The 20,041-nt window shown below is 40.2% G+C and carries 23 protein-coding genes; 12 read left to right on the forward strand and 11 right to left on the reverse strand.

Annotation, left to right across the window (positions count from 1 at the left end):
* Positions 1-12 precede the first annotated feature (12 nt).
* The gene (locus ACYPZI_RS06180; protein WP_459599689.1) at positions 13-1,332 is read right to left on the reverse strand and encodes a UDP-glucose dehydrogenase family protein; all 1,320 of its coding nucleotides are present in this window, start codon (positions 1,330-1,332) and stop codon (positions 13-15) included.
* A 201-nt stretch (positions 1,333-1,533) separates the two neighbouring features.
* On the opposite strand from ACYPZI_RS06180, the gene ACYPZI_RS06185 reads away from it, so the two are divergent.
* The 7 genes from ACYPZI_RS06185 (at position 1,534) to ACYPZI_RS06215 (ending at position 7,698) form a co-directional block, all read left to right on the forward strand.
* Positions 1,534-1,698, forward strand: coding sequence for a hypothetical protein (locus ACYPZI_RS06185; protein WP_459599691.1), 165 nt, complete (start codon positions 1,534-1,536; stop codon positions 1,696-1,698).
* A 1,241-nt stretch (positions 1,699-2,939) separates the two neighbouring features.
* On the forward strand, positions 2,940-3,917 hold the full coding sequence (locus ACYPZI_RS06190; protein WP_459599693.1) for a polyprenyl synthetase family protein: 978 nt from the start codon (positions 2,940-2,942) through the stop codon (positions 3,915-3,917).
* An 18-nt stretch (positions 3,918-3,935) separates the two neighbouring features.
* On the forward strand, positions 3,936-4,649 hold the full coding sequence (locus ACYPZI_RS06195) for a hypothetical protein (RefSeq protein WP_459599695.1): 714 nt from the start codon (positions 3,936-3,938) through the stop codon (positions 4,647-4,649).
* Entirely contained in the window at positions 4,636-5,406 is a 771-nt protein-coding gene (locus ACYPZI_RS06200) for a TatD family hydrolase (protein ID WP_459599697.1), read from the forward strand. Before ACYPZI_RS06195 ends, ACYPZI_RS06200 begins: the two co-directional genes overlap by 14 nt.
* Before the next feature lie 5 nt (positions 5,407-5,411).
* Positions 5,412-5,834 carry a DUF6597 domain-containing transcriptional factor gene (locus ACYPZI_RS06205; RefSeq protein WP_459599699.1) on the forward strand — a complete coding sequence of 141 codons (423 nt, stop codon included), beginning with the start codon at positions 5,412-5,414 and terminating at the stop codon, positions 5,832-5,834.
* 179 nt (positions 5,835-6,013) lie between these two features.
* Positions 6,014-6,385 (forward strand): BlaI/MecI/CopY family transcriptional regulator, encoded by a 372-nt coding sequence (locus ACYPZI_RS06210; protein ID WP_459599701.1) that lies wholly within the window; start codon positions 6,014-6,016, stop codon positions 6,383-6,385.
* A complete protein-coding gene (locus ACYPZI_RS06215; protein ID WP_459599703.1) occupies positions 6,382-7,698 on the forward strand; it encodes a M56 family metallopeptidase in 1,317 nt (438 codons plus the stop codon). Before ACYPZI_RS06210 ends, ACYPZI_RS06215 begins: the two co-directional genes overlap by 4 nt.
* 76 nt (positions 7,699-7,774) lie before the next feature.
* Here ACYPZI_RS06215 and ACYPZI_RS06220 read toward each other — a convergent pair whose 3' ends face one another.
* From ACYPZI_RS06220 to ACYPZI_RS06255, 8 genes are all read right to left on the reverse strand, one after another.
* Positions 7,775-8,254: a YkgJ family cysteine cluster protein gene (locus tag ACYPZI_RS06220; protein ID WP_459599705.1), complete on the reverse strand. Its 480-nt coding sequence runs from the start codon at positions 8,252-8,254 to the stop codon at positions 7,775-7,777.
* Positions 8,241-9,305, reverse strand: coding sequence for an asparaginase (locus ACYPZI_RS06225; RefSeq protein WP_459599707.1), 1,065 nt, complete (start codon positions 9,303-9,305; stop codon positions 8,241-8,243). Before ACYPZI_RS06225 ends, ACYPZI_RS06220 begins: the two co-directional genes overlap by 14 nt.
* Positions 9,306-9,330: 25 nt before the next feature.
* Entirely contained in the window at positions 9,331-9,981 is a 651-nt protein-coding gene (locus tag ACYPZI_RS06230) for a TatD family hydrolase (RefSeq protein ID WP_459599709.1), read from the reverse strand.
* A 53-nt stretch (positions 9,982-10,034) separates the two neighbouring features.
* A complete protein-coding gene (folE, locus tag ACYPZI_RS06235) occupies positions 10,035-10,598 on the reverse strand; it encodes a GTP cyclohydrolase I FolE (RefSeq protein WP_459599711.1) in 564 nt (187 codons plus the stop codon).
* A 7-nt stretch (positions 10,599-10,605) separates the two neighbouring features.
* Positions 10,606-11,082 carry an SPOR domain-containing protein gene (locus tag ACYPZI_RS06240; RefSeq protein WP_459599713.1) on the reverse strand — a complete coding sequence of 159 codons (477 nt, stop codon included), beginning with the start codon at positions 11,080-11,082 and terminating at the stop codon, positions 10,606-10,608.
* Positions 11,083-11,147: 65 nt separating this feature from the next.
* Complete coding sequence (gene tpiA, locus ACYPZI_RS06245) at positions 11,148-11,894, reverse strand: triose-phosphate isomerase (protein WP_459599715.1); 747 nt, start codon at positions 11,892-11,894, stop codon at positions 11,148-11,150.
* 33 nt (positions 11,895-11,927) lie between these two features.
* On the reverse strand, positions 11,928-13,262 hold the full coding sequence (locus ACYPZI_RS06250; protein ID WP_459599717.1) for a BT_3928 family protein: 1,335 nt from the start codon (positions 13,260-13,262) through the stop codon (positions 11,928-11,930).
* Positions 13,263-13,814 (reverse strand): DUF1599 domain-containing protein, encoded by a 552-nt coding sequence (locus tag ACYPZI_RS06255; protein WP_459599719.1) that lies wholly within the window; start codon positions 13,812-13,814, stop codon positions 13,263-13,265. It abuts the gene before it with no gap.
* 236 nt (positions 13,815-14,050) lie between these two features.
* On the opposite strand from ACYPZI_RS06255, the gene ACYPZI_RS06260 reads away from it, so the two are divergent.
* From ACYPZI_RS06260 to ACYPZI_RS06270, 3 genes are all read left to right on the forward strand, one after another.
* Positions 14,051-15,889 (forward strand): ABC transporter ATP-binding protein, encoded by a 1,839-nt coding sequence (locus ACYPZI_RS06260; protein ID WP_459599721.1) that lies wholly within the window; start codon positions 14,051-14,053, stop codon positions 15,887-15,889.
* A 93-nt stretch (positions 15,890-15,982) separates the two neighbouring features.
* A complete protein-coding gene (gene trmB, locus ACYPZI_RS06265; protein ID WP_459599723.1) occupies positions 15,983-16,744 on the forward strand; it encodes a tRNA (guanosine(46)-N7)-methyltransferase TrmB in 762 nt (253 codons plus the stop codon).
* Entirely contained in the window at positions 16,737-17,849 is a 1,113-nt protein-coding gene (locus tag ACYPZI_RS06270) for an Mrp/NBP35 family ATP-binding protein (RefSeq protein ID WP_459599724.1), read from the forward strand. Before trmB ends, ACYPZI_RS06270 begins: the two co-directional genes overlap by 8 nt.
* A gap of 116 nt (positions 17,850-17,965) precedes the next feature.
* On the opposite strand, the gene ACYPZI_RS06275 is transcribed toward ACYPZI_RS06270, so the two are convergent.
* Together ACYPZI_RS06275 and ACYPZI_RS06280 are read right to left on the reverse strand one after the other, a co-directional pair.
* A complete protein-coding gene (locus ACYPZI_RS06275; protein WP_459599725.1) occupies positions 17,966-18,949 on the reverse strand; it encodes a fibrobacter succinogenes major paralogous domain-containing protein in 984 nt (327 codons plus the stop codon).
* Entirely contained in the window at positions 18,950-19,393 is a 444-nt protein-coding gene (locus tag ACYPZI_RS06280) for a hypothetical protein (protein ID WP_459599726.1), read from the reverse strand.
* A 101-nt stretch (positions 19,394-19,494) separates the two neighbouring features.
* Between ACYPZI_RS06280 and ACYPZI_RS06285 the strand changes: the two genes are divergently transcribed.
* Both ACYPZI_RS06285 and tnpB read left to right on the forward strand, forming a co-directional pair.
* A complete protein-coding gene (locus tag ACYPZI_RS06285) occupies positions 19,495-19,839 on the forward strand; it encodes a hypothetical protein (RefSeq protein WP_459599727.1) in 345 nt (114 codons plus the stop codon).
* Positions 19,840-19,845: 6 nt separating this feature from the next.
* Positions 19,846-20,041, forward strand: a 196-nt coding sequence (gene tnpB, locus ACYPZI_RS06290) for an IS66 family insertion sequence element accessory protein TnpB (protein WP_459599728.1), incomplete at its 3' end; no start/stop codon positions are given.

The following is a 20,041-nucleotide window of genomic DNA, read 5'->3' on the forward strand; positions in this document are numbered from 1 at the left end:
CGCATATAGATATTAAATTCCTATTCCGAAATAGTCGAAACCGGAATCGCTCATATCCTGTTTATTGTATATATTCCTGCCGTCAAACACAACGGGCTTTTTCATCGTTCTCTTTATTACATCCCATGTAGGCAGACGGAACTCATTCCATTCTGTCACCATCAAAATGGCATCGGCATCGAGAGTGGCATCATAAATATCTTTTGCATATATAACACTGTCTCCCAAATGGTGTTTTTTAGCTTCTTCCATTGCTACCGGATCATAAACTCTTACTTTAGCTCCGGCTTCGATTATTTTGTCTATCAGTACCAGCGACGGAGCCTCGCGCATATCATCGGTTTTAGGCTTGAAGGCCAATCCCCATACGGCAATTGTTTTTCCTTTGATATCGCCATTATAATATTTCATCAGTTTTTCGAAAAGAATATTTTTCTGGCGCTCATTTACGTTCTCCACAGCTTCGAGAATCTCCATTCTGTAACCCAGTTTTTTTGCGGTTTTGATGATTGCCTTCACATCTTTAGGAAAGCAACTGCCACCATATCCGCAACCTGAATATAAGAATTTGGAACCGATACGGGCATCCGAGCCTATTCCTTTACGTACCATGGTTACATCTGCCCCTACAATCTCACACAGATTGGCAATATCATTCATAAAGCTGATGCGTGTAGCAAGCATGGCATTGGCTGCATACTTGATCATTTCGGCAGACGGTATATCTGTATAAATAATACGATAATTATTTAATGTAAATGGCTTATATAAACGCTCCATCAGTTTCCGGGCTTCTTCCGATTCAATGCCGACAACCACACGGTCGGGTTGCATAAAATCCGTTATAGCCGCGCCTTCTTTCAGAAATTCGGGATTAGATGCCACATCGAATTTAAGATCCGGCAAACCTCTTTTATCCAGCTCGTCCTGAATGGTTTTCTTTACCAATTTAGCAGTTCCTACAGGAACAGTACTTTTGGTTACAATAAGCATGTATTTATTGAGGTTCTTGCCAATTGTATGAGCTACGTCCAATACATATTTAAGATCGGCGCTGCCATCTTCGTCAGGAGGAGTACCAACGGCGGAAAAAACAATATCTACTTCGTTAAGAATCGAGCTCAGGTCGGTAGTAAAACGCAAACGCCCCGCCTTAAAATTGCGGTCTACCATTTCATCGAGTCCAGGTTCGAAAATAGGAATAATTCCATTTTTCAGATTCTCTATTTTCTTTCGATCGATATCTACACAGTAGACTTCTGTCCCCATTTCTGCGAAACAAGTTCCTGTCACCAGACCTACATAACCTGTACCTACAATAGCTATTTTCATTTCAAAAATTAGTTAACAAGTATATTATTTGTAAACGTTTGATTTTTTCGAAAAACAAAGGTAATATTTATCTTTTACTTATTTACCTCCCCCTGATATAAAACAGGGCAAACCCATCAAAAAAATGAAGAATAAAGAAGAATGGCGCGAAGCGATGAAAAGTGAAGAACGAAGAGTGAAACATTGTCCGGCGCATAGTACATGACAAAAAATATTACAAAATCATATATTGCCCTTACAGGGCGCGGTTTCAGGGGATTTCGTTTTCCCACCCAAGGCGTTGCCATTGGGCTATATCATGTAGCCCCTTCAGGGCATCATGGAAATAAACAGGCTGAAGGCCTGGTATATTCCAGCCCGGGGTAACACCCCGGGTAGATGACAGACTAGGGAACCGCGCCCTGTAAGGGCAACATAATAAGTCTTTTAAATGTATGTAAAATATTTTTTGTCATGTACTATGGTCCGGCGTTAGTTTTATCTATAAATACGATTTTTAATTTGAAAATTAGCGAATTTGAAGATTTGAAAATTTAAAAATGAGTGTGGAGTTTGTTACTTTTTAGTTAAAAAGTTACGAGTAGACGAGATACGAGGTACAAGTTGTTGATTGTTGACTGTCGCACGTCATTGCGAGGGTTTACCCGAAGCAATCCATTAATAATCAATACTCTGGATTGCTTCACTCCTGTTGGCTCCGCCGATTTTCAATTCGCAATGACGAAAAGGTCGACTGTTGACTGACTACTGACTACTGGCTACTGCTGACTGTAGAAGTTTGTTACATTTTAGTTAAAAAGTTACGAGTAGACGAGGTACGAGGTACAAGTTGTTGATTGTTGACTGACTACTGACTACTGACTACTGACTACTGACTACTGGCTACTGCTGACTGTAGAAGTTTGTTACTTTTTAGTTAAAAAGTTACGAGTAGACGAGATACGAGGTACAAGTTGTTGATTGTTGACTGACTACTGACTACTGGCTACTGCTGACTGTAGAAGTTTGTTACTTTTTAGTTAAAAAGTTACGAGTAGACGAGATACGAGGTACGAGGTACAAGTTGTTGATTGTTGACTGACTACTGACTACTGACTACTGGCTACTGCTGACTGTAGAAGTTTGTTACTTTTTAGTTAAAAAGTTACGAGTAGACGAGATACGAGGTACAAGTTGTTGATTGTTGACTGTCGCACGTCATTGCGAGGGTTTACCCGAAGCAATCCATTAATAATCAATACTCTGGATTGCTTCACTCCTGTTGGCTCCGCCGATTTTCAATTCGCAATGACGAAAAGGTCGACTGTTTACTGACTACTGACTACTGGCTACTGCTGACTGTAGAAGTTTGTTACTTTTTAGTTAAAAAGTTACGAGTAGACGAGATACGAGGTACAAGTTGTTGACTGTTGACTGTTGACTGATAACTGTTTACTGTTACTGTCGCTTTGCGCCATTCTTCATTTTTCATTTTTAATTCTTCATTTTTTTGAAAGGTTTGTCCTGGGAAATAGGAGTTTGTACTTGTAAATTCCGTATAATTTTAGTTATCTTTGTCTGTAAAGCAGTTTATTCGCTAGCGAACAGTATATAATATCAACTTAATTATGGGATCCGCTTATACATTTGAGGACATACTCGGCATTGTAAATAACGAAATATCAAAAATAGAGTATAATATCGATCCGCAGTCTCTTTTTGAGCCTATTACCTATATACTTTCACTTGGAGGTAAGAGGGTGCGTCCGGCATTGACACTCATGTCCTACAACCTGTACAGGGATGATGTTTTACGGGCGGTGCCGGTGGCATTGGCTATCGAAGTATTTCATAATTTTACACTTTTGCACGATGATCTGATGGACAGAGCCAATATGCGGAGAGGGGAACCTACCGTACATATAAAGTGGGGTGATAATACGGCGGTACTTTCGGGTGATGCCATGTTGATAGAAGCATATAAAGAGATAGCTAAAGTCGATTCTGAATACTTAAAGCCTGCCCTGGACTTGTTCTCTGTTACTGCAACCGAGATCTGTTGCGGACAGCAATACGATATGGAATTTGAGCAGCGCATGGATGTTACTATTCCCGAATATCTGGAGATGATAAGGCTTAAAACAGCTGTATTGTTGGGATGTACTCTGAAAGAAGGAGCCATAGTAGCAGGGGCTTCGGATGCAGACGCTAATAATCTGTACGATTTCGGCATTAATGTAGGATTAGGTTTTCAATTAAAAGATGATTTGCTCGATGTGTACGGCGACAGTACCAATTTTGGTAAGCGTATAGGTGGAGATATTCTTTGCAACAAAAAAACATTCCTGCTGATAAATGCATTGGAAGACAGTGCTTCTAAAGGTGAATTGATGGAGTGGATAAATAAAACCAACTATAGTGAAGAGGCTAAAATAAAGGCTGTTACAGCTATTTATGACAAATTGAACCTGAAACAAAAATCAGAGGAACTTATCAACAGGTACTATAAGGAGGCGATAAGTTGCCTCGATAAAGTAAATGTGGATAGGAACAAGAAGAAAGAACTGTATAGTTTGGCGGAAAATCTCATGTCACGGATTTCTTAATAATAAAACACACTCACTATGCCATACAGACGCTTGCCAAATACAGATAATGCACGGATAAAGGCATTGAAAACAGCGATTGAAAAACATAATTCTATTTTCGGACGAGGAATTATATCGCTTGAAATTTATAAACTGGAACTAATGCTTCGCAATTTTGAAGGTGCATATATCCGGTATAAGAATAGTCTCGATACACAAGCTTCGGCTAACAGGATATTTCAGAAATTAATCAAGAATGCACGCTTATATGTATCACATTTTATACAAGTGTTAAATTTTTGTGTGATTCGCAGTGAAATTAAAAAAGAGACAAAACAACTTTATGGTATTGAACCTGATAACTTTACGGTTCCCGACCTGACAAGTAATGATTTGTTGCTCTATTGGGGCGAAAATGTGATAAACGGAGAACAGACACGTATCAGGCAAGGTGGAGCACCTATCTACAATCCGGCGATAGCTCGTGTAAATGTAGCATTCTCACAATTTAGGGATGCCTATTTTGCACAAAAAACATATCAGAATACAACCGCTCGCGAGTTGGAAAATTTGAGTATGCAGCGAAAAGATGTAGATAACACATTGACGACACTGTGGAATCAGGTAGAAGCCGCTTATGCTAATTTTCCGCCTAAAGAGAGATTGGAAAGGAGCAAAGAATATGGTGTCGTCTATTATTTGAGGCGGGAAGAAAGAGAAAAAGCTGATTTACAAGATGAAGATAATTGATACACATTCTCATATTTATTCCGAAGAATTTGACAACGATATCGATGATGTTATTGCCCGGGCGCGAGCCGCAGGCGTGGAAAAAATATTACTGCCTAACGTAGATGTTTCCTCTCTTTCGCGATTGCATGATACGGCCGGTCGGTACAAAGACTATTGTATTCCTATGATGGGCTTACATCCTACAAGTGTGGGTGAAGATTGGCAAAGTGAGTTGGATACGATAAAACAACAATTGAAAACACGCTCCTATATCGCTATTGGTGAGATCGGGATTGACCTTTATTGGGATAAAACATTTGAGCAGGAGCAGAAATACGTTTTTGAAGAACAATTAAGATGGAGTATAGAATATGGCCTTCCTGTCGCTATTCATTCGAGAGATGCCATAGCCGAGTGTATAGAATGTGTCAGGAATGTAGGGCCGGAAAAATTAAGGGGTGTATTTCATAGTTTCGGAGGTTCGATAGAAGAATTGCAAAGCATTTTGTCGCTGGAGAATTTCCTGCTTGGAATAAACGGAGTTGTCACATTCAAAAATTCAACATTATCTACTGTATTGAAGCAAACCGATCTTTCCCGTATAGTTGTGGAAACGGATGCTCCTTATTTGTCACCGGTTCCTTATCGGGGAAAAAGGAATGAATCGTCATATACATTGTTTGTTGTGCAAAAGTTGTCGGAGATATACGGTATAACAGACGAAGAAGTTGGTGAAATAACTACAAATAACGCCAGAAAGCTTTTTAACCTTTAGAGTTTATGAAATATAGAGAGTTTCAACCAAATATATTGCTGTCTCCATATATAGAAACATATTGGGCTACTGTAGGTTTTGAAGGGGAAGAAAGATACTATAAGATACTGCCTGATGGATGTGTGGATATTATTTTCTCCTTCGAATTATCTAAACAGTTTGGGATGGAATCTTTCTCCCAAAATATAATCGGGACAATGACGACTTATATTGAAGATTCCTATTCCGATAGAGTAGACTTGTTTGGCATCCGATTCAGACCTGCCGGATTTACGGCATTTACCAGAACTCCTATTTACGAATTTACAGATCGGAGGATATGTTTATCTTTAGTCGAAAGCTTATTCGACGAAGCCTTTTACTCAGAATTGCCGTCAAAAAAAACTGTGGAGGAAAGAATACAACAGCTGTATCTCCTTTTGACTTGAGAACCACAAATTTTCGCGTCAGCGCTTTACTGCTGCGTATTAATCAGTCTACAAAAAACATAGTAAAGAGGTATGCATTTATGGTATCTCTCTTTTTTTTATAAAAATAATCTTCAAAAAATTTGGAAACAAAAATTTATATTCTACATTTGTAGAACCAAATACATAAACATAGAACAATGAGTCTATCGAAAAGTGAAGAACAGCTAATGGAAATCATCTGGAAAGGTGAAAATATATTTATGAAAGAGATAATAGATAATTATCCCGAACCTAAACCGGCAGCGACTACCGTAGCAACTCTATTGAAAAGGATGCAGGATAAAGGCTTTGTAGGATATAAACTCTATGGAAATTCGAGACAATACCATCCTCTGATTAAAAAGGAAGAATATTTTTCGAAACATGTGAACGGAATAATCAAAGATTTCTTCGGAGATTCTGCTTTGCAATTTGCGTCATTCTTTGCCAAGACAAGTAATCTGTCCGCCGAAGAATTGGAAGATTTGAAAAAAATTGTAGATCAGGAAATAAAAAAGAAAAAGTCATGACGACCTATCTTCTACAAATGGCCATATGTTCATTGTTGCTCCTGGCAGTCTATTATTTCTTTCTGGAGAAGGAGACAATGCACCGTTTCAAAAGGTTTTACCTATTGTTCAGCCTTGTGCTGTCGATAACAATTCCTTTTATTTCGATTGAGATTTCGGGAAGCTCATCTTTAATTGGCAAGTTACCATTCACTGAAGTCCAGGTTACGACAAACAAAGTAGCGCATACGAACGAAATGATTGTTGTGCAAGAAGAAACGAACACCGCCAATCCAATAAATATTCTCTTCATAGGCTATATTACAATAGCAGGTATCGTATTATCAAGATTTCTTATAAATATTGCGCGACTCATTATAACGATAAAGAAAAATGAACATATAGTTCCGGGCAATATGAAAATAGTATTAACCGATGCAGGATCTATACCATATAGCTTTGGAAACTACATCTTCTTAAATAAAAACGAATACAAAGCAGGATTGATAGAGGAAGAGGTTCTAACACACGAAATGACTCACGTCAGGCAATGTCATTCACTCGATATCCTCTTCATAGAACTTCTCCTAATCCTGTTCTGGTTCAATCCTATATTATATTTATACAAAAACAGAATAAAACTTAATCATGAATTCTTAGCAGATGAGGGCGTCATAAGCGCTTATAACGATGTACCTCATTATCAAATGATATTGATAGATAAAATCAGCCGGCAAAATAGTCTGTCATTAACATCCAATTTTAATTATTTATTAACTAAAAAACGATTGACTATGATGACCAAAAAAACATCAGCACGCATAGCCGTAATGAAAAGAGCCGTAATCTTACCTCTATTTCTGTTGTTTGCCTTTGCATTCTGCACGAAAAAAGTGAATGAACAAACAAAAACAGACGAAGGGAATGCAGGTATAACGGAAGTGAAGAACGATAATGTTGAAATAAAGAAAGACACTATTAAAGCAGAGGAACAGGAAGTAACGAAGAAAGAGACTGTAACGTTCACGCCGCCTAAAATAGTTAAGGACGGGGAAAAAGCACCACCTCCGCCACCACCGCCGATAAAAGCAGAGAAAAAAGAAACGGTATATTTCACACCTCCTAAAATTAAGGACGGAAAAAAAATTCCGCCTCCACCACCCATGATATCTAGTTTTGAAAATATAGACTTTACCTCACGTCAGGTTGGTGATAAAATTACCGATAACCAAGGAAAAGAATGGACTGTTGCGAATAAAGACCCGCTCATACTCCAAATAAAGAAGGAGAATGGAGAAACGGTTGAAATCAAGATACCGGAGGAAAAAAAATAAATTCAGCAGAAGTCAAATTAGCAGCACTTCGAATAAAACTAATGGGCAGTTTATCGTAAGATAACTGCCTCTTTTCTTACAACTTATTTAATTCCGAAAGCACCTCATATGCTATCGGGCAGGTTGCGGTATTCGTAACTGTCAGTTTGTATATTTGCTCAAAGTTTTTCCGGTCTGTATGCGGATATTCACGGCATGCCTTTGGACGGGAATCATATATCGAACAGTAGTTATCCGGCATGAGGAAAGGGCAAGGCATGGATTTGAAAACGTAATCACCATCCTCATCTATCCGCAAATAAGAAGAAACAACTTCTGATGGCTTTATCCGCAGAACCTTTGCCATACGTTCTATGTCCTTATCATATATGGCAGGCCCAAGACTCCGGCAGCAATTGGCACAGGATAAACAATCTATTTTTCCGGATATATCGTCATGCAATTGATGGATAATTTTATCCATCTTCGCCAAACGCTTTTTATTTTTTTTGTAATATTCCAGAAATGACGGTCTGGCCTTTTCCGCCATTAACCGCAGATTCTCATATTGTTTCATTCACTCTATCTTCAGGACGGGTTATTTCACCGACAAGAGGTACCCGCATTCTGATCTTTATATCTTCCTTATCGTATTTGTGTCCTATCAGAAACATAAGCTTCGCCACAGCCGATTCGAAGGTCGCGTCGAATCCGCTTATTGCTCCGGCACGCAATAGCTCTCTTCCTGTTTCGTACAATTGCATATTCACCATACCGATGTCACACTGTGTGATGTTCAGTATAACTACACCCCTTTTAACAGCCGCGCGTATTAGATCTAAAAACCAAGGAGAAAGTGGAGCATTACCTGAGCCATAAGTTTCCAGAATAATAGCTTTCAAATTTTTCATACCGAGTATTGCTTCCACTGTTTGCTTATCTATTCCCGGAAACAACCTCAATGAAGCAATCCTTGTATCCAACCGATAGTGAAAACGGGTACTTTTTTCATAATCAGGCTGAATAATCATTTTTCGGTTATATCTTATCTGTATCCCCGATTTTGCCAAACTGGAATAGTTGTGAGACTTGAAAGCATTAAAATTATCAGCATTTACTTTAGTCGCGCGATTTCCTCTCAATAAATCATTCTGAAAAAATATACAAACCTCAGGTACAATAGGATTACCGAGGGAATCTTTATCAGCAGCGATTTCCAGTGCTGTTATCAGATTTTCTTTCGCGTCTGTCCTCAATTTACCTATAGGCAACTGCGATCCTGTTAAGACAACAGGTTTATGCAGGTTTTCTATCATAAAGCTGAGCGCGGAAGCTGTAAATGCCATCGTATCGGTACCATGAAGAATAACAAATCCATCATATTTAGTATAATTCGTCTCAATGGTATGTACTATTCTTTTCCAATGTTCGGGAGTGATATCAGAAGAATCTATCACCGGATCGAAAACGATGTGGTCGATTTGAAATTTAAACCGTTGTAACTCGGGCAAATGTTTCGTTATGTGGGCAAAATCGAAAGGCTCCAACGAACCTGTCGCCGGATTTTCAACCATACCGATTGTACCACCTGTATAGATCAGTAGAATATGTGCATTAACATCAATCATTGTCTTTGGACTAGATATATGTCACCTATCGAAATGTATTCTTTATATTTTCAGCTGCTAAAATAGCAAAATGATTTAAATCTAAGCCTATTTCTGTGGAAATATTTTCATACACCTTACAAATAGTCAGATCAGAAGTGTCAGTTTCACAGAAAATGGAATCCAAAGGCATATGTTTTACCGACTCTTTATTAAAAAACTCCCCTAGAGAAAATTTAAACCCTACTTTACTCAACTGCCTAGTCTGTTCCGGATTTCCTCTATATCCGTGTATAATCCAGGGGACAGTCCCTTTGTATTCTTTGTATAACGCGATCATTTCATCCCATGCCTTTACGCAATGGATTATAATGGGTTTGCGGACTTCAACCGCCAGTTCTATCTGTTTTCTGAATACGGCTATTTGCTTTGCTATATCAGGACCTTTCAGCCTATCCAAACCTATTTCACCAATAGCTACAACAGTTGAGTCTTCCACGTTTTTCTTCAGGAGAGTAAACAACTCCTCCGATCTATCTGAAAACCAGGGATGTATACCACAAGAAAACCATGCATCAGGACACATTTGCTTTTTTTGCCCGAAGTCCTCAAGATATGTATTTAGTATACACTTTACATCATATCCGTTTTCTATGGGGGATTCTATTTTATGTGTATGGACATTGTATAAATACATACAGTTAACAGTAGACAGTAGACAGTAGACAATCTTGAAATCGAATTTGTTAATTACCTTATCAGGTTGATAAACTCTTCTCTTGTCTTAGCCTGATTGAACACTCCGGTAAAATCAGAAGTTGTGGTCGTGGAATTCTGCTTCTCAACCCCGCGCATTTGCATACACATATGCTGAGCCTCTATGACCACCATTACACCTAAAGGATTTAAGGTACTCTGTATACATTCTTTTATCTGAAGAGTCATACGTTCCTGCACTTGCAAACGCCGTGCAAAAACATCTACAACCCGGGCGATCTTACTCAACCCTGTAATATATCCGTTCGGGATATAAGCGACATGTGCTTTACCCCAAAACGGGAGCATATGATGTTCGCACAGAGAATAGAAGTCAATATCCTTGACAATAACCATCTGCCGGTAATCCTCCTTAAACAAAGCTTTTTTCAATATTTCTTCCGGATTATCCTTATAGCCCTTTGTCAAAAACTGCATAGCTTTCGCAACTCTATCTGGTGTTTTCAGTAAACCTTCTCTATCAGGATCTTCCCCCAAAAGAGAGATTACCTCTCTATAATGACCGGCCAGTAAATCAGCCGAATTTTCGTCTCGCATTATCAAGTTATCGGTTTGGTGGAATAACGTACATTTCTTTTCCGAATGACGGGAACTGTCTTTTCAATTCTGTCAAAATCTGCTGAGCGTCTTCCTTCGTTGCTATATTGATCACACGCAATCTCCAAAACGGAGAATTGAAAGCGATTGACGTTTGCAATTCCGGATAAGCGTTTTTTATCTGGGCTTGCTTCGATTCAGCTTCTCTTTTAGATTGTTGCTGGTCGTTTCCCATAAAAACCTGTATTTTATATCCGCCACCTTTGACCGGGGAAGAAGAAGACCGTATCTGTTCATCCTCGATACTATCCTCCGGGTTGTCGTAGCGTATGGCTATGCGGTTTTGAATAGTTTCGTCCTGCATCACTTTTACATCTCCTTGCCCCCATTTCGCGGTATTGATATCCTCTACTATCGTTTTTTGAGCAAAGGTATAACAGGCAAAAAGACAAAAAGTAAAAAATAGATAAAGCCCTTTTTTCATATTTTAAAAGTAAAAGTGTCGCGGATATCGTTAACTGAATCCGCAACAAATTATATAATAATAGATCAGAAACCTTCTATAACCGGAATAAACTTCTCTACATCGAGAGATGCTCCACCGATAAGCCCACCATCAATATCAGGACAAGCAAAGAGTTCTTTCGCATTTCCTCCGTTAGCGCTACCTCCATACAGAATAGACGTATTATCTGCTATTTCCTTACCAAATTTATCAGCAATAGTTTGGCGAATAAATGCATGCATTTCCTGCGCTTGATCTGAAGTAGCAGTAAGACCTGTTCCTATAGCCCAAACCGGTTCGTATGCAATAACTATTTTAGAGAAATCTTCGGCTGAAAGATTAAACAAAGCTTCAACAGTCTGTCTCTTAACAACATCGAAATGCACATTTTTTTCTCTTTCGTCTTTTGTTTCGCCGATACAGAAAATAGGACTTAATCCATTAGCCAAAGCCAGCAATACTTTTTCTTTCAAAATAGTATCTGTCTCTCCATAATACGTGCGGCGTTCAGAGTGTCCCAATATAACATATTTAGCGCCTGTAGATGCTACCATAGCCGCGGATACTTCGCCGGTATAAGCGCCGGAAGCCTTGTCCGCGCAATTTTGAGCAGCTACTGCAAGTTTTGTAGCAGAAGCCACACTAGCCAAATGAACAAACGGGGTACCGATCACCACTTCGCATTTCAGTGTTTTACCGGCTAGCGCTGTTTCCAAGTCTTTGGCAAAAGCCACACCCTCCTGAAGGTTCTTATTCATTTTCCAATTCCCTGCAACAATATTTTTTCTCATGATTTAAAAGTAGTTTATTATATTAATAAATATTTATTCTTCGTCGTCTTTACTTTCTATTTCGGCAATCTCCTTTTTCTGTTTCCTGTAAAAGAGAAAGTCCAACCCTTTGAGGAAAAGTAAAGGTAATAGAAATATTGCACTTGTATAAAATAAGTTTTTCTTATTTTCTTCTTTTACATCGGCCATTTGCCCATAAGGCATCTCATCCAAAGGCTTATATAGATCTTCTTCCGCCGGAACATTTATGTCCGCCCATTTATTGATAACCACACCATTTTTTAACAAGATGAGTCCCGGATTGGTACGGATAATTGTTTTCAAAGTTCTTTCGTCAGTTATACAAAAGTCAAAATTTATAGTATTGGTTTTCGCCCAATTTATTATTTCATCAGTAACCGAGGCTGTAAGGCAATAAAATTTATAGTCATAATAATCGGCATAATTCTTCACATCCTCAAAATTACTGAGGTAAGACATAGACATCTCCGTAAGGAAGGGTGAAATCATCAGGAATACATAATTAGTATCTGATAGCACCTCTTGTGTAATATCCGTCTGCCCTTCGATTTCTGTCCGGGACTGATTGAATTCAAGTTTTGTTATCGAAAAATCTTTGATCGGCGGTGTTTCCCCTTCTTTCATCACCTTCGTATCCATACGAACGAACACCCATGTACTGTCTTCCCATGGATAATTATCCTCGGTGAATTCTTTCTCTACCCCGTCTTTAGCATAAACCAGAAATGATTTTTCTTCACGCCCTTTTCCGTCTTCCACATTCATTAGTTCGGGGATATTAGCGCCGATTTTATACGGACGGAAATCAATAAGAGGATCAAAAATGTAATTACGGAATGTAAACAGTCCTATGAAGATGAAAATATAGAAGAATGCCAGCCAATAGGTTTTGCCCGTAAAAAGATTGCTGATACGTTCACAATACATAAATGCACAGACAGAACAAAGCAACAATACTATATTCTTATAAAATGTTTGCCAATTTGTTATAATCAGCGCATCGCCAAAACATCCGCAATCTTCGACAGGATTTTTTATAGCCAGATAAAGAGTCAGTATAGTCATAAAGACCATAACCAGAAGCATCAGTCTCGAATTCCATTTGCGGTAAAGCCCGAACAGCATACATGCTCCCATGGCAAACTCCACTATACAAAGCAATGCCGACAAAGGCATGGAAAGAAAGGACAACGAAGACAAATGGAAGGCTGCAAAATAATCATTTATCTTATAGGCTGTACCAAATGGATCGACTGCCTTTACAAATCCGGAAAAAACGAAAACCACTCCCAAAATAATCCTGGAAACTTCTACAAGTATTTTTTTTAAAATATCCGTTTTACTCATCTACTCCTCATTATCAGGATATTCCAATTTAATCAATCCAAAAAGGGAATAATTGATCATATCCATATAATTAGCGTCTATTCCTTCCGAAACAAGCGTCTTACCCTTATTTTCTTCTATTTGTTTAGTGCGATAAATCTTTGTGAGGATAAGGTCGGTATACGAACTGATACGCATCGAACGCCAAGCCTCATCATAATCGTGATTTTTAGCGTACATCAGTTCCTTGGTTTCAGTCATATGCTTATCATACAAGGCGATGACTTGTTCTTCTGTCAGGTCTACGGCATCGGCATACCCTAATTCGAGTTGAATAAGTCCAATGATACCATAGTTGACAATACCAATAAACTCAGGAGCAATGCCTTCATCAATCAGGCTCATCCCTTTTTCTTCAATACTTCTTATGCGCTTTGCCTTGATCAGTATCTGATCGGTAACTGACTGAGGACGGAGTATCCTCCATGAAGCGCCGTAATCTTTCAGTTTCTTGGTAAAAAGATTACGACACATTGAGATCACTTGCTCAAATTGTTGTTTGGTATCTGCCATGTCAATATCGCGATTTTCGAGTTGCAAAGGTAAAAAAAATAGTTCAATGTGCTGTCAGGTAGATTTTAAATTATGGTAAAGGATTAAACAACTTCCTAAAAGAAGTTTATTTTCCTTCTGCGGAAGCACGAAAAAAATACCTGCCATTTAATAAATAAAGAATTATAGCTAACTTGCGGCGTTTTTCACTCCGGACTTCGAAGACCGATGATTCCGCTTCAACTAAATACTTTCTAATGAAAGACTTTATAACACTGATAAGGCGTTTTGTGCCACCCTACAGAAAGCAAGTAGGGTTAAATTTGTTCTTTAATATATTGAGCGCTATCCTGAACGTATTTTCATTTGCACTGATAGTTCCCATTTTACGAATTCTTTTCAAAGTAGACGAGACAGTATATGAGTATATACCTGTTGATACATCAAGCGTCAAAAATATACTTGATTTTAAAGTTTTAGAAAATAATTTTTATGCTTATCTGTCCGATATGATGAGTACCCATTCGGGTGGAGCCGTACTTTTGGGATTGGGTTTGACCTTAGTCGTTATGACAATACTCAAAACAGGAGCTATTTACCTCAGCGCTTATTTTATCACCGATGTACGGACGGGGGTAGTCAGAGACATTCGCAAACAGATAAATGACAAAATACTGTCCCTACCTCTGGGCTTCTTCTCCGGAGAACGAAAAGGCGATATCATAGCGCGCATGACTGGTGATGTGGGTGAAGTGGAAAACTCGGTGATGAGTTCCCTCGACATGGTTACTAAAAACCCTATCATGATACTGATATATCTGGCGACAATGCTTTTTATTAGTTGGGAACTTACCATTTTTGTACTTATTCTCCTACCTGTAGCCGGATATATTATGGGAAAAGTAGGAAAAAGCCTTAAACGCAAATCGGTAGAAGCCCAAAATCACTGGGGATTATTGATGTCGCAAATAGAAGAAACCCTTAGCGGATTGCGTATAATAAAGGCTTTCAATGCTGAGTCTAAAATGGAAAATCGCTTCGATGGCTCTAATAATATATTCAGGGGTATGTCGAACCGGATTGCCCGTCGCCAACAATTAGCTCACCCGATGAGCGAATTATTAGGTACTATTGCGGTTGTCTTTGTATTATGGTTTGGCGGTACTTTAATTCTGGATGGCTCTGGATCGATGGACGCATCGAAATTCATCTACTACCTTACCATTTTTTACCTGATCATCAATCCGGCAAAAGATTTATCCAAATCGGTTTACGCCATACAAAAAGGGATGGCTTCGGTAGAACGTATCGATAAAATACTGACTGCCGAAAATAATATCAAAAGTCCGGCCAACCCAAAGCCAATCCCGTTCAATACTGAGATATCATACCGAAACGTTCACTTCAAGTATGAGAACAACTGGGTGATAAAGAATGTAAGCATAACCATCCCGAAAGGGAAGACTATCGCTCTTGTAGGCCAGTCCGGATCAGGAAAGTCTACGATGGCAGACCTCCTGCCCCGTTTTTATGATGTAAATGATGGCGGAATTTACATAGACGATGTAAATATAAGGGATGCGAATGTACACGACCTCCGCGCCCTGATGGGAAATGTAAATCAGGAGGCCATTTTATTCAACGATACATTTTTCAACAATATAGCTTTCGGGGTAGAAAGCGCGACGATGGAACAAGTAATAGAAGCCGCGAAAATCGCCAATGCCCATGAATTTATCATGGCAACTGAAAACGGATATGATACGAATATCGGCGACCGGGGCGGAAAACTTTCCGGCGGACAGCGCCAGCGTATCAGTATCGCCCGTGCTATCCTGAAAAATCCGCAGATACTGATTCTGGACGAGGCGACATCTGCTCTGGATACCGAGTCTGAAAGATTGGTACAAGATGCTTTGGAGCGACTGATGCAAAACCGGACTACACTGGTCATCGCGCACCGCTTGTCTACCATCAAGAATGCGGATGAAATATGTGTAATGCACGAAGGCGAAGTTGTAGAACGCGGACATCACGACGATTTGTTCGAAAAGAACGGATATTACCGTAAGCTGTGTGATATGCAACAATTTTAATTAGCTAATGTGTCAATATGAAAATGAGCCAATGGCGCGAAGCGACAATTCATTTGCTAATATTCTAATTTTCAAATTTACGAATTCAAAATAATGGGAAAGAATAAACTCGCAAAATTTGCCAACATGGAGGAATACCCACATGTGTTTCAATATCCTTTTGCTGTATTACAGGAAGAAGGGTTTGGGATGAAGGGCAAATGGAACGAACTTTTTTTCAAGAATGATAATCCGATTGTCCTCGAACTAGGTTGCGGCAAAGGTGAATATACTGTTGGATTGGCAAAACTATTTCCTGAGAAGAATTTCATAGGGCTGGACATTAAAGGCGCCCGCATGTGGACAGGAGCCAAACAATCGCTAAACGAAGGCTTGACGAATGTCGCTTTCCTGCGCACACATATAGAACTGATTACTCATTTTTTCGGACAAGGCGAAATATCCGAGATATGGATCACTTTCCCCGACCCGCAGATGAATAAGGTGAATAAGCGCATGACATCTACACGGTTCATGAAACTCTACCGTCAGATTCTGTCAGACAATGGAATCATCCATCTCAAAACGGACAGCAATTTCATGTTCACATACACCTGTGCGATGGTGAAAGAAAACTCACTACCTGTACTATTCGAAACTGGCGACTTGTATCATTCGGGATTAACAGATAATATCCTGAAAATACAAACTTTCTATGAACAACAATGGCTCGCACGCGGTTTAAATATTAAGTATATAAAATTTGAATGTCTGGACAAAAAAATCTGGACAGAACCGGAAATAGAAATAGAAAAAGACCCTTACCGAAGCTTCGGAAGAAGCAATGTATTAAATCAATCAACTAAAAATGGCTAATATATATCCAAAACTAATTCTCGACGCTTTACGTAATGTGCGTTACCCCGGAACGGGAAAAGATATTGTGGAGATGGGATTTGTATCCGATGACATCCATATAAATGGGATGAAGGTAAGTTTCTCTCTCCTGTTTGATAAACCAAACGACCCTTTCATCAAATCGATTGTAAAGGCAGCCGAAACAGCTATACTTACTTACGCTGACCCTAACATTGAGATAAAGGGTAACATTGAGGTCAAAGCAAAACAAGCAGAAGCGCCGAAACCGGCAAAGTTACTACCTCTGGTAAAAAATATAATCGCTATATCGTCGGGTAAAGGAGGCGTAGGTAAGAGCACCGTATCTGTCAACCTTGCCGTATCCCTTGCCAAGAAAGGCTATAAAGTGGGATTACTCGACGCCGACATATTCGGGCCATCATTACCGAAAATGTTTAACGAAGAAGAAGCCCGTCCACTCCTTGAATCGATAGACGGCAAAGAATATATTGTTCCGGTGGAAAAATACGGCGTAAAAATGCTATCTATCGGTTTCTTTGTAAATAGGGATGATGCTGTTGTATGGCGGGGAGCTATGGCAGGAAATGCTTTGAAGCAGTTGATAGCCGATGCTAATTGGGGTGAACTGGATTATTTCCTTATCGACTTTCCTCCCGGCACGAGCGACATCCATTTAACATTAGTACAGACACTTGCAATAACCGGCGCGGTAGTAGTGAGTACGCCGCAACAAGTGGCATTGGCCGATGCCCGGAAAGGGATTAATATGTTTACCAATGATAAAGTAAATGTGCCTATACTCGGATTGGTAGAAAATATGGCTTGGTTTACTCCGGCAGAATTACCTGAAAATAAATATTACATCTTTGGTAAAGACGGGGCAAAAAATCTGGCAGAGGAAATGCATGTCCCTCTATTAGGGCAAATCCCTATTGTACAAAGCATATGCGAGGGAGGAGATAACGGTGTTCCCGTTGCCTTGAATGACAATACCATCACGGGTATGGCATTTGCCCATTTAGCCGACAACTTTATAGGGTCGGTAGAAAAACGAAACGCAGAACTGGCTCCGACCCAAACAGTTGAAGTTCATAATAAATAGGATAGAAGGGTGTGTCGGTTTCGCGGTAATAGTCCCGTCATGCTTTAAATGCATGACGGGAAATAAAATAGTTGGAGGCGAATAGTCAATTAGTCAAATAGCCGCACTCGTTTTTTTTAATACATTGTGTCCACGACGCATCTTACGGACATCGCGTGGGCGTGATCGTTAGAACTACCTGAAGAGACTCCACCAGACGTGAAATAGAGTTCATAGGATTTAATTGTGGAAATAGACGTGCTCCAGTACCAACCAGTCGTTCCAACCGTTAACACATTTGTATTGAGGCGAACGCGGTACCCGGCGGCAGGCAAAAATAATGCGTTTCCTACCATATATCCCCTATCAGTCCAAGTCCATGTATTAGGTGACGTCACACTGTTGTTATGTATCAAAGCCCATTGTGCCTGGCTAGGCACTTTCCATCCCGGCGGACATGGGTCGTTATCAGCCTTTGCCATATTTATATTGGTAGAGCCATCGCCCCAACGGGCAGTTTCTCCACCACCGGCAAGCCAGTCATGCGGGCTGACGCTGTCTAAAATGAATTTACCCACAACGTCCGCCGGAGCTGTGGCTGTATTATTTGTCGCCAACGTTGATGTAACTGTGCTGTTTCTTTGCTGGTGTCCATCTTTTGGCCTGCCCCACTGGTATAAGTGACCGAGGGTACCGCCCGAACCATCCGGATTACCTTGAACAAATGTAAACGGATCGAAGCTTTCATCTGCACCCAGGTTGTGGCACATGAAGGTCAGCCAGCCGCCCGTAGACGTGGCAGCCCCGCAGCACGCGCAGTCCTGAAGGATGACGGTCATCTTGATCGCCCGGTCGATTCCGGCTTCGTCACTCATGTCATTGTAAATAACGTACAACTCAGGTTTAACAGCAGCGTTGCGGTCTTTTCCTTGCAGGTCTGTGTTCAGCGAGGCTTTGTAAACCACGACGGCTTTACAAGGGATGCCGGACGATATGTTCCCGCTATAGTCTGCATCGTCTTTCGCAGTCATGCTTTGTATAGCCTCGAAGGGAACAGAAGTATCCTCCACATAAACGAACCGCACATTCGATACATTGCCCGACGGGGTAAAGGTGTACACCTATGTGCCTGTGTAGATAGGGGTACTTGTCCCTGCCTTTGGATCCTGTTCATCGGTCAGGGCGAAGTCGGTCTTCTGGGTCAGGCGGGCAGCCTCTGTCCCACACTCCCCTTCGAAATTACTATAGGCAATATCGAAGCAGATCTTACCCGTGAAATTACCTGTACCGGCAGGCAGTGATGCCAGGTCAATCACCTTTACAATCGCCGGAGTCGCGCTGGTCGTATCCGAGCATTCATTTATCGTCTTAACGGTATAGGAGTAGGTACCGGCTACATTTTTTACGTCGTCCGGTATACTATATGTATTGTCAGGCGTTGTAGCAACCAACGTGCTACCCTCGTACCATTCGTACGAGGTCGCCGTTTCAGGCGGTTGGCGTGTTGGTCGGAATTTCTTTAATCCGCTGCACTGTAAGCGTTCGGTATTGCGCATCTTGCGCATGCTATCGCCAGGGTTTAACTTTGTCTATAAAATAAGTCACGGTTGTTTATAACGAGAGTCAGCCGACCGTTTAGTAAATGTAAAATGGCAAAAATAATCAAATGAAGAAAACATTCCCATTAAGATCAGAGACAGCCTATCCTGTTATAGCACGCTATTTCAAGAGCGGTTTACGACCTCATGAATTCTACAAGAAAGAAGGCTGGAGCGATAACCAATTTTCTTACCGGAAAAAGCGCTACATGGCAGAGTGCGATATACAGCCGCAAACCGATGCTGCGAGTCCACAATTCCATCCTGTAACAGTTACAAATATGACACGCAGTATTACTGAGTGTTCGGCCAACCCTTTATATATAGAGTTGGAATACACCAATGGAGCGCTGCTTCGTATAGACGGTAAATTCGATGATTTACGTATTGCCAGTCTGATAAAACTCTATTAATCCACCATGTTTAGTTTAAACGAATCCCAGAGCTATTACCTGTGCTCACAAGCTGTAGATATGCGTGGGGGATTCAATAGCCTGTGTGGAGTTGTACGCAGTTTTATGAAACGAGACCCGTTAAGCGGAGAGGTTTTTGTTTTTATTAATAAATCCAGGACACGCATCAAACTCCTGCATAGGGAACGGGGTGGCTTAGTAA

The organism is Dysgonomonas reticulitermitis, from assembly GCF_054601275.1.

What these genes read in the sequence shown, in the direction of transcription:
- ACYPZI_RS06180 (WP_459599689.1), bottom strand. Translation starts at nt 1,332, where the DNA reads ATGAAAATAGCTATTGTAGGTACAGGTTATGTAGGTCTGGTGACAGGA.
- ACYPZI_RS06185 (WP_459599691.1), top strand. Translation starts at nt 1,534, where the DNA reads ATGACAAAAAATATTACAAAATCATATATTGCCCTTACAGGGCGCGGT.
- ACYPZI_RS06190 (WP_459599693.1), top strand. Translation starts at nt 2,940, where the DNA reads ATGGGATCCGCTTATACATTTGAGGACATACTCGGCATTGTAAATAAC.
- ACYPZI_RS06195 (WP_459599695.1), top strand. Translation starts at nt 3,936, where the DNA reads ATGCCATACAGACGCTTGCCAAATACAGATAATGCACGGATAAAGGCA.
- ACYPZI_RS06200 (WP_459599697.1), top strand. Translation starts at nt 4,636, where the DNA reads ATGAAGATAATTGATACACATTCTCATATTTATTCCGAAGAATTTGAC.
- ACYPZI_RS06205 (WP_459599699.1), top strand. Translation starts at nt 5,412, where the DNA reads ATGAAATATAGAGAGTTTCAACCAAATATATTGCTGTCTCCATATATA.
- ACYPZI_RS06210 (WP_459599701.1), top strand. Translation starts at nt 6,014, where the DNA reads ATGAGTCTATCGAAAAGTGAAGAACAGCTAATGGAAATCATCTGGAAA.
- ACYPZI_RS06215 (WP_459599703.1), top strand. Translation starts at nt 6,382, where the DNA reads ATGACGACCTATCTTCTACAAATGGCCATATGTTCATTGTTGCTCCTG.
- ACYPZI_RS06220 (WP_459599705.1), bottom strand. Translation starts at nt 8,254, where the DNA reads ATGAAACAATATGAGAATCTGCGGTTAATGGCGGAAAAGGCCAGACCG.
- ACYPZI_RS06225 (WP_459599707.1), bottom strand. Translation starts at nt 9,305, where the DNA reads ATGATTGATGTTAATGCACATATTCTACTGATCTATACAGGTGGTACA.
- ACYPZI_RS06230 (WP_459599709.1), bottom strand. Translation starts at nt 9,981, where the DNA reads ATGTATTTATACAATGTCCATACACATAAAATAGAATCCCCCATAGAA.
- folE (WP_459599711.1), bottom strand. Translation starts at nt 10,598, where the DNA reads ATGCGAGACGAAAATTCGGCTGATTTACTGGCCGGTCATTATAGAGAG.
- ACYPZI_RS06240 (WP_459599713.1), bottom strand. Translation starts at nt 11,082, where the DNA reads ATGAAAAAAGGGCTTTATCTATTTTTTACTTTTTGTCTTTTTGCCTGT.
- tpiA (WP_459599715.1), bottom strand. Translation starts at nt 11,894, where the DNA reads ATGAGAAAAAATATTGTTGCAGGGAATTGGAAAATGAATAAGAACCTT.
- ACYPZI_RS06250 (WP_459599717.1), bottom strand. Translation starts at nt 13,262, where the DNA reads ATGAGTAAAACGGATATTTTAAAAAAAATACTTGTAGAAGTTTCCAGG.
- ACYPZI_RS06255 (WP_459599719.1), bottom strand. Translation starts at nt 13,814, where the DNA reads ATGGCAGATACCAAACAACAATTTGAGCAAGTGATCTCAATGTGTCGT.
- ACYPZI_RS06260 (WP_459599721.1), top strand. Translation starts at nt 14,051, where the DNA reads ATGAAAGACTTTATAACACTGATAAGGCGTTTTGTGCCACCCTACAGA.
- trmB (WP_459599723.1), top strand. Translation starts at nt 15,983, where the DNA reads ATGGGAAAGAATAAACTCGCAAAATTTGCCAACATGGAGGAATACCCA.
- ACYPZI_RS06270 (WP_459599724.1), top strand. Translation starts at nt 16,737, where the DNA reads ATGGCTAATATATATCCAAAACTAATTCTCGACGCTTTACGTAATGTG.
- ACYPZI_RS06280 (WP_459599726.1), bottom strand. Translation starts at nt 19,393, where the DNA reads ATGCGCAAGATGCGCAATACCGAACGCTTACAGTGCAGCGGATTAAAG.
- ACYPZI_RS06285 (WP_459599727.1), top strand. Translation starts at nt 19,495, where the DNA reads ATGAAGAAAACATTCCCATTAAGATCAGAGACAGCCTATCCTGTTATA.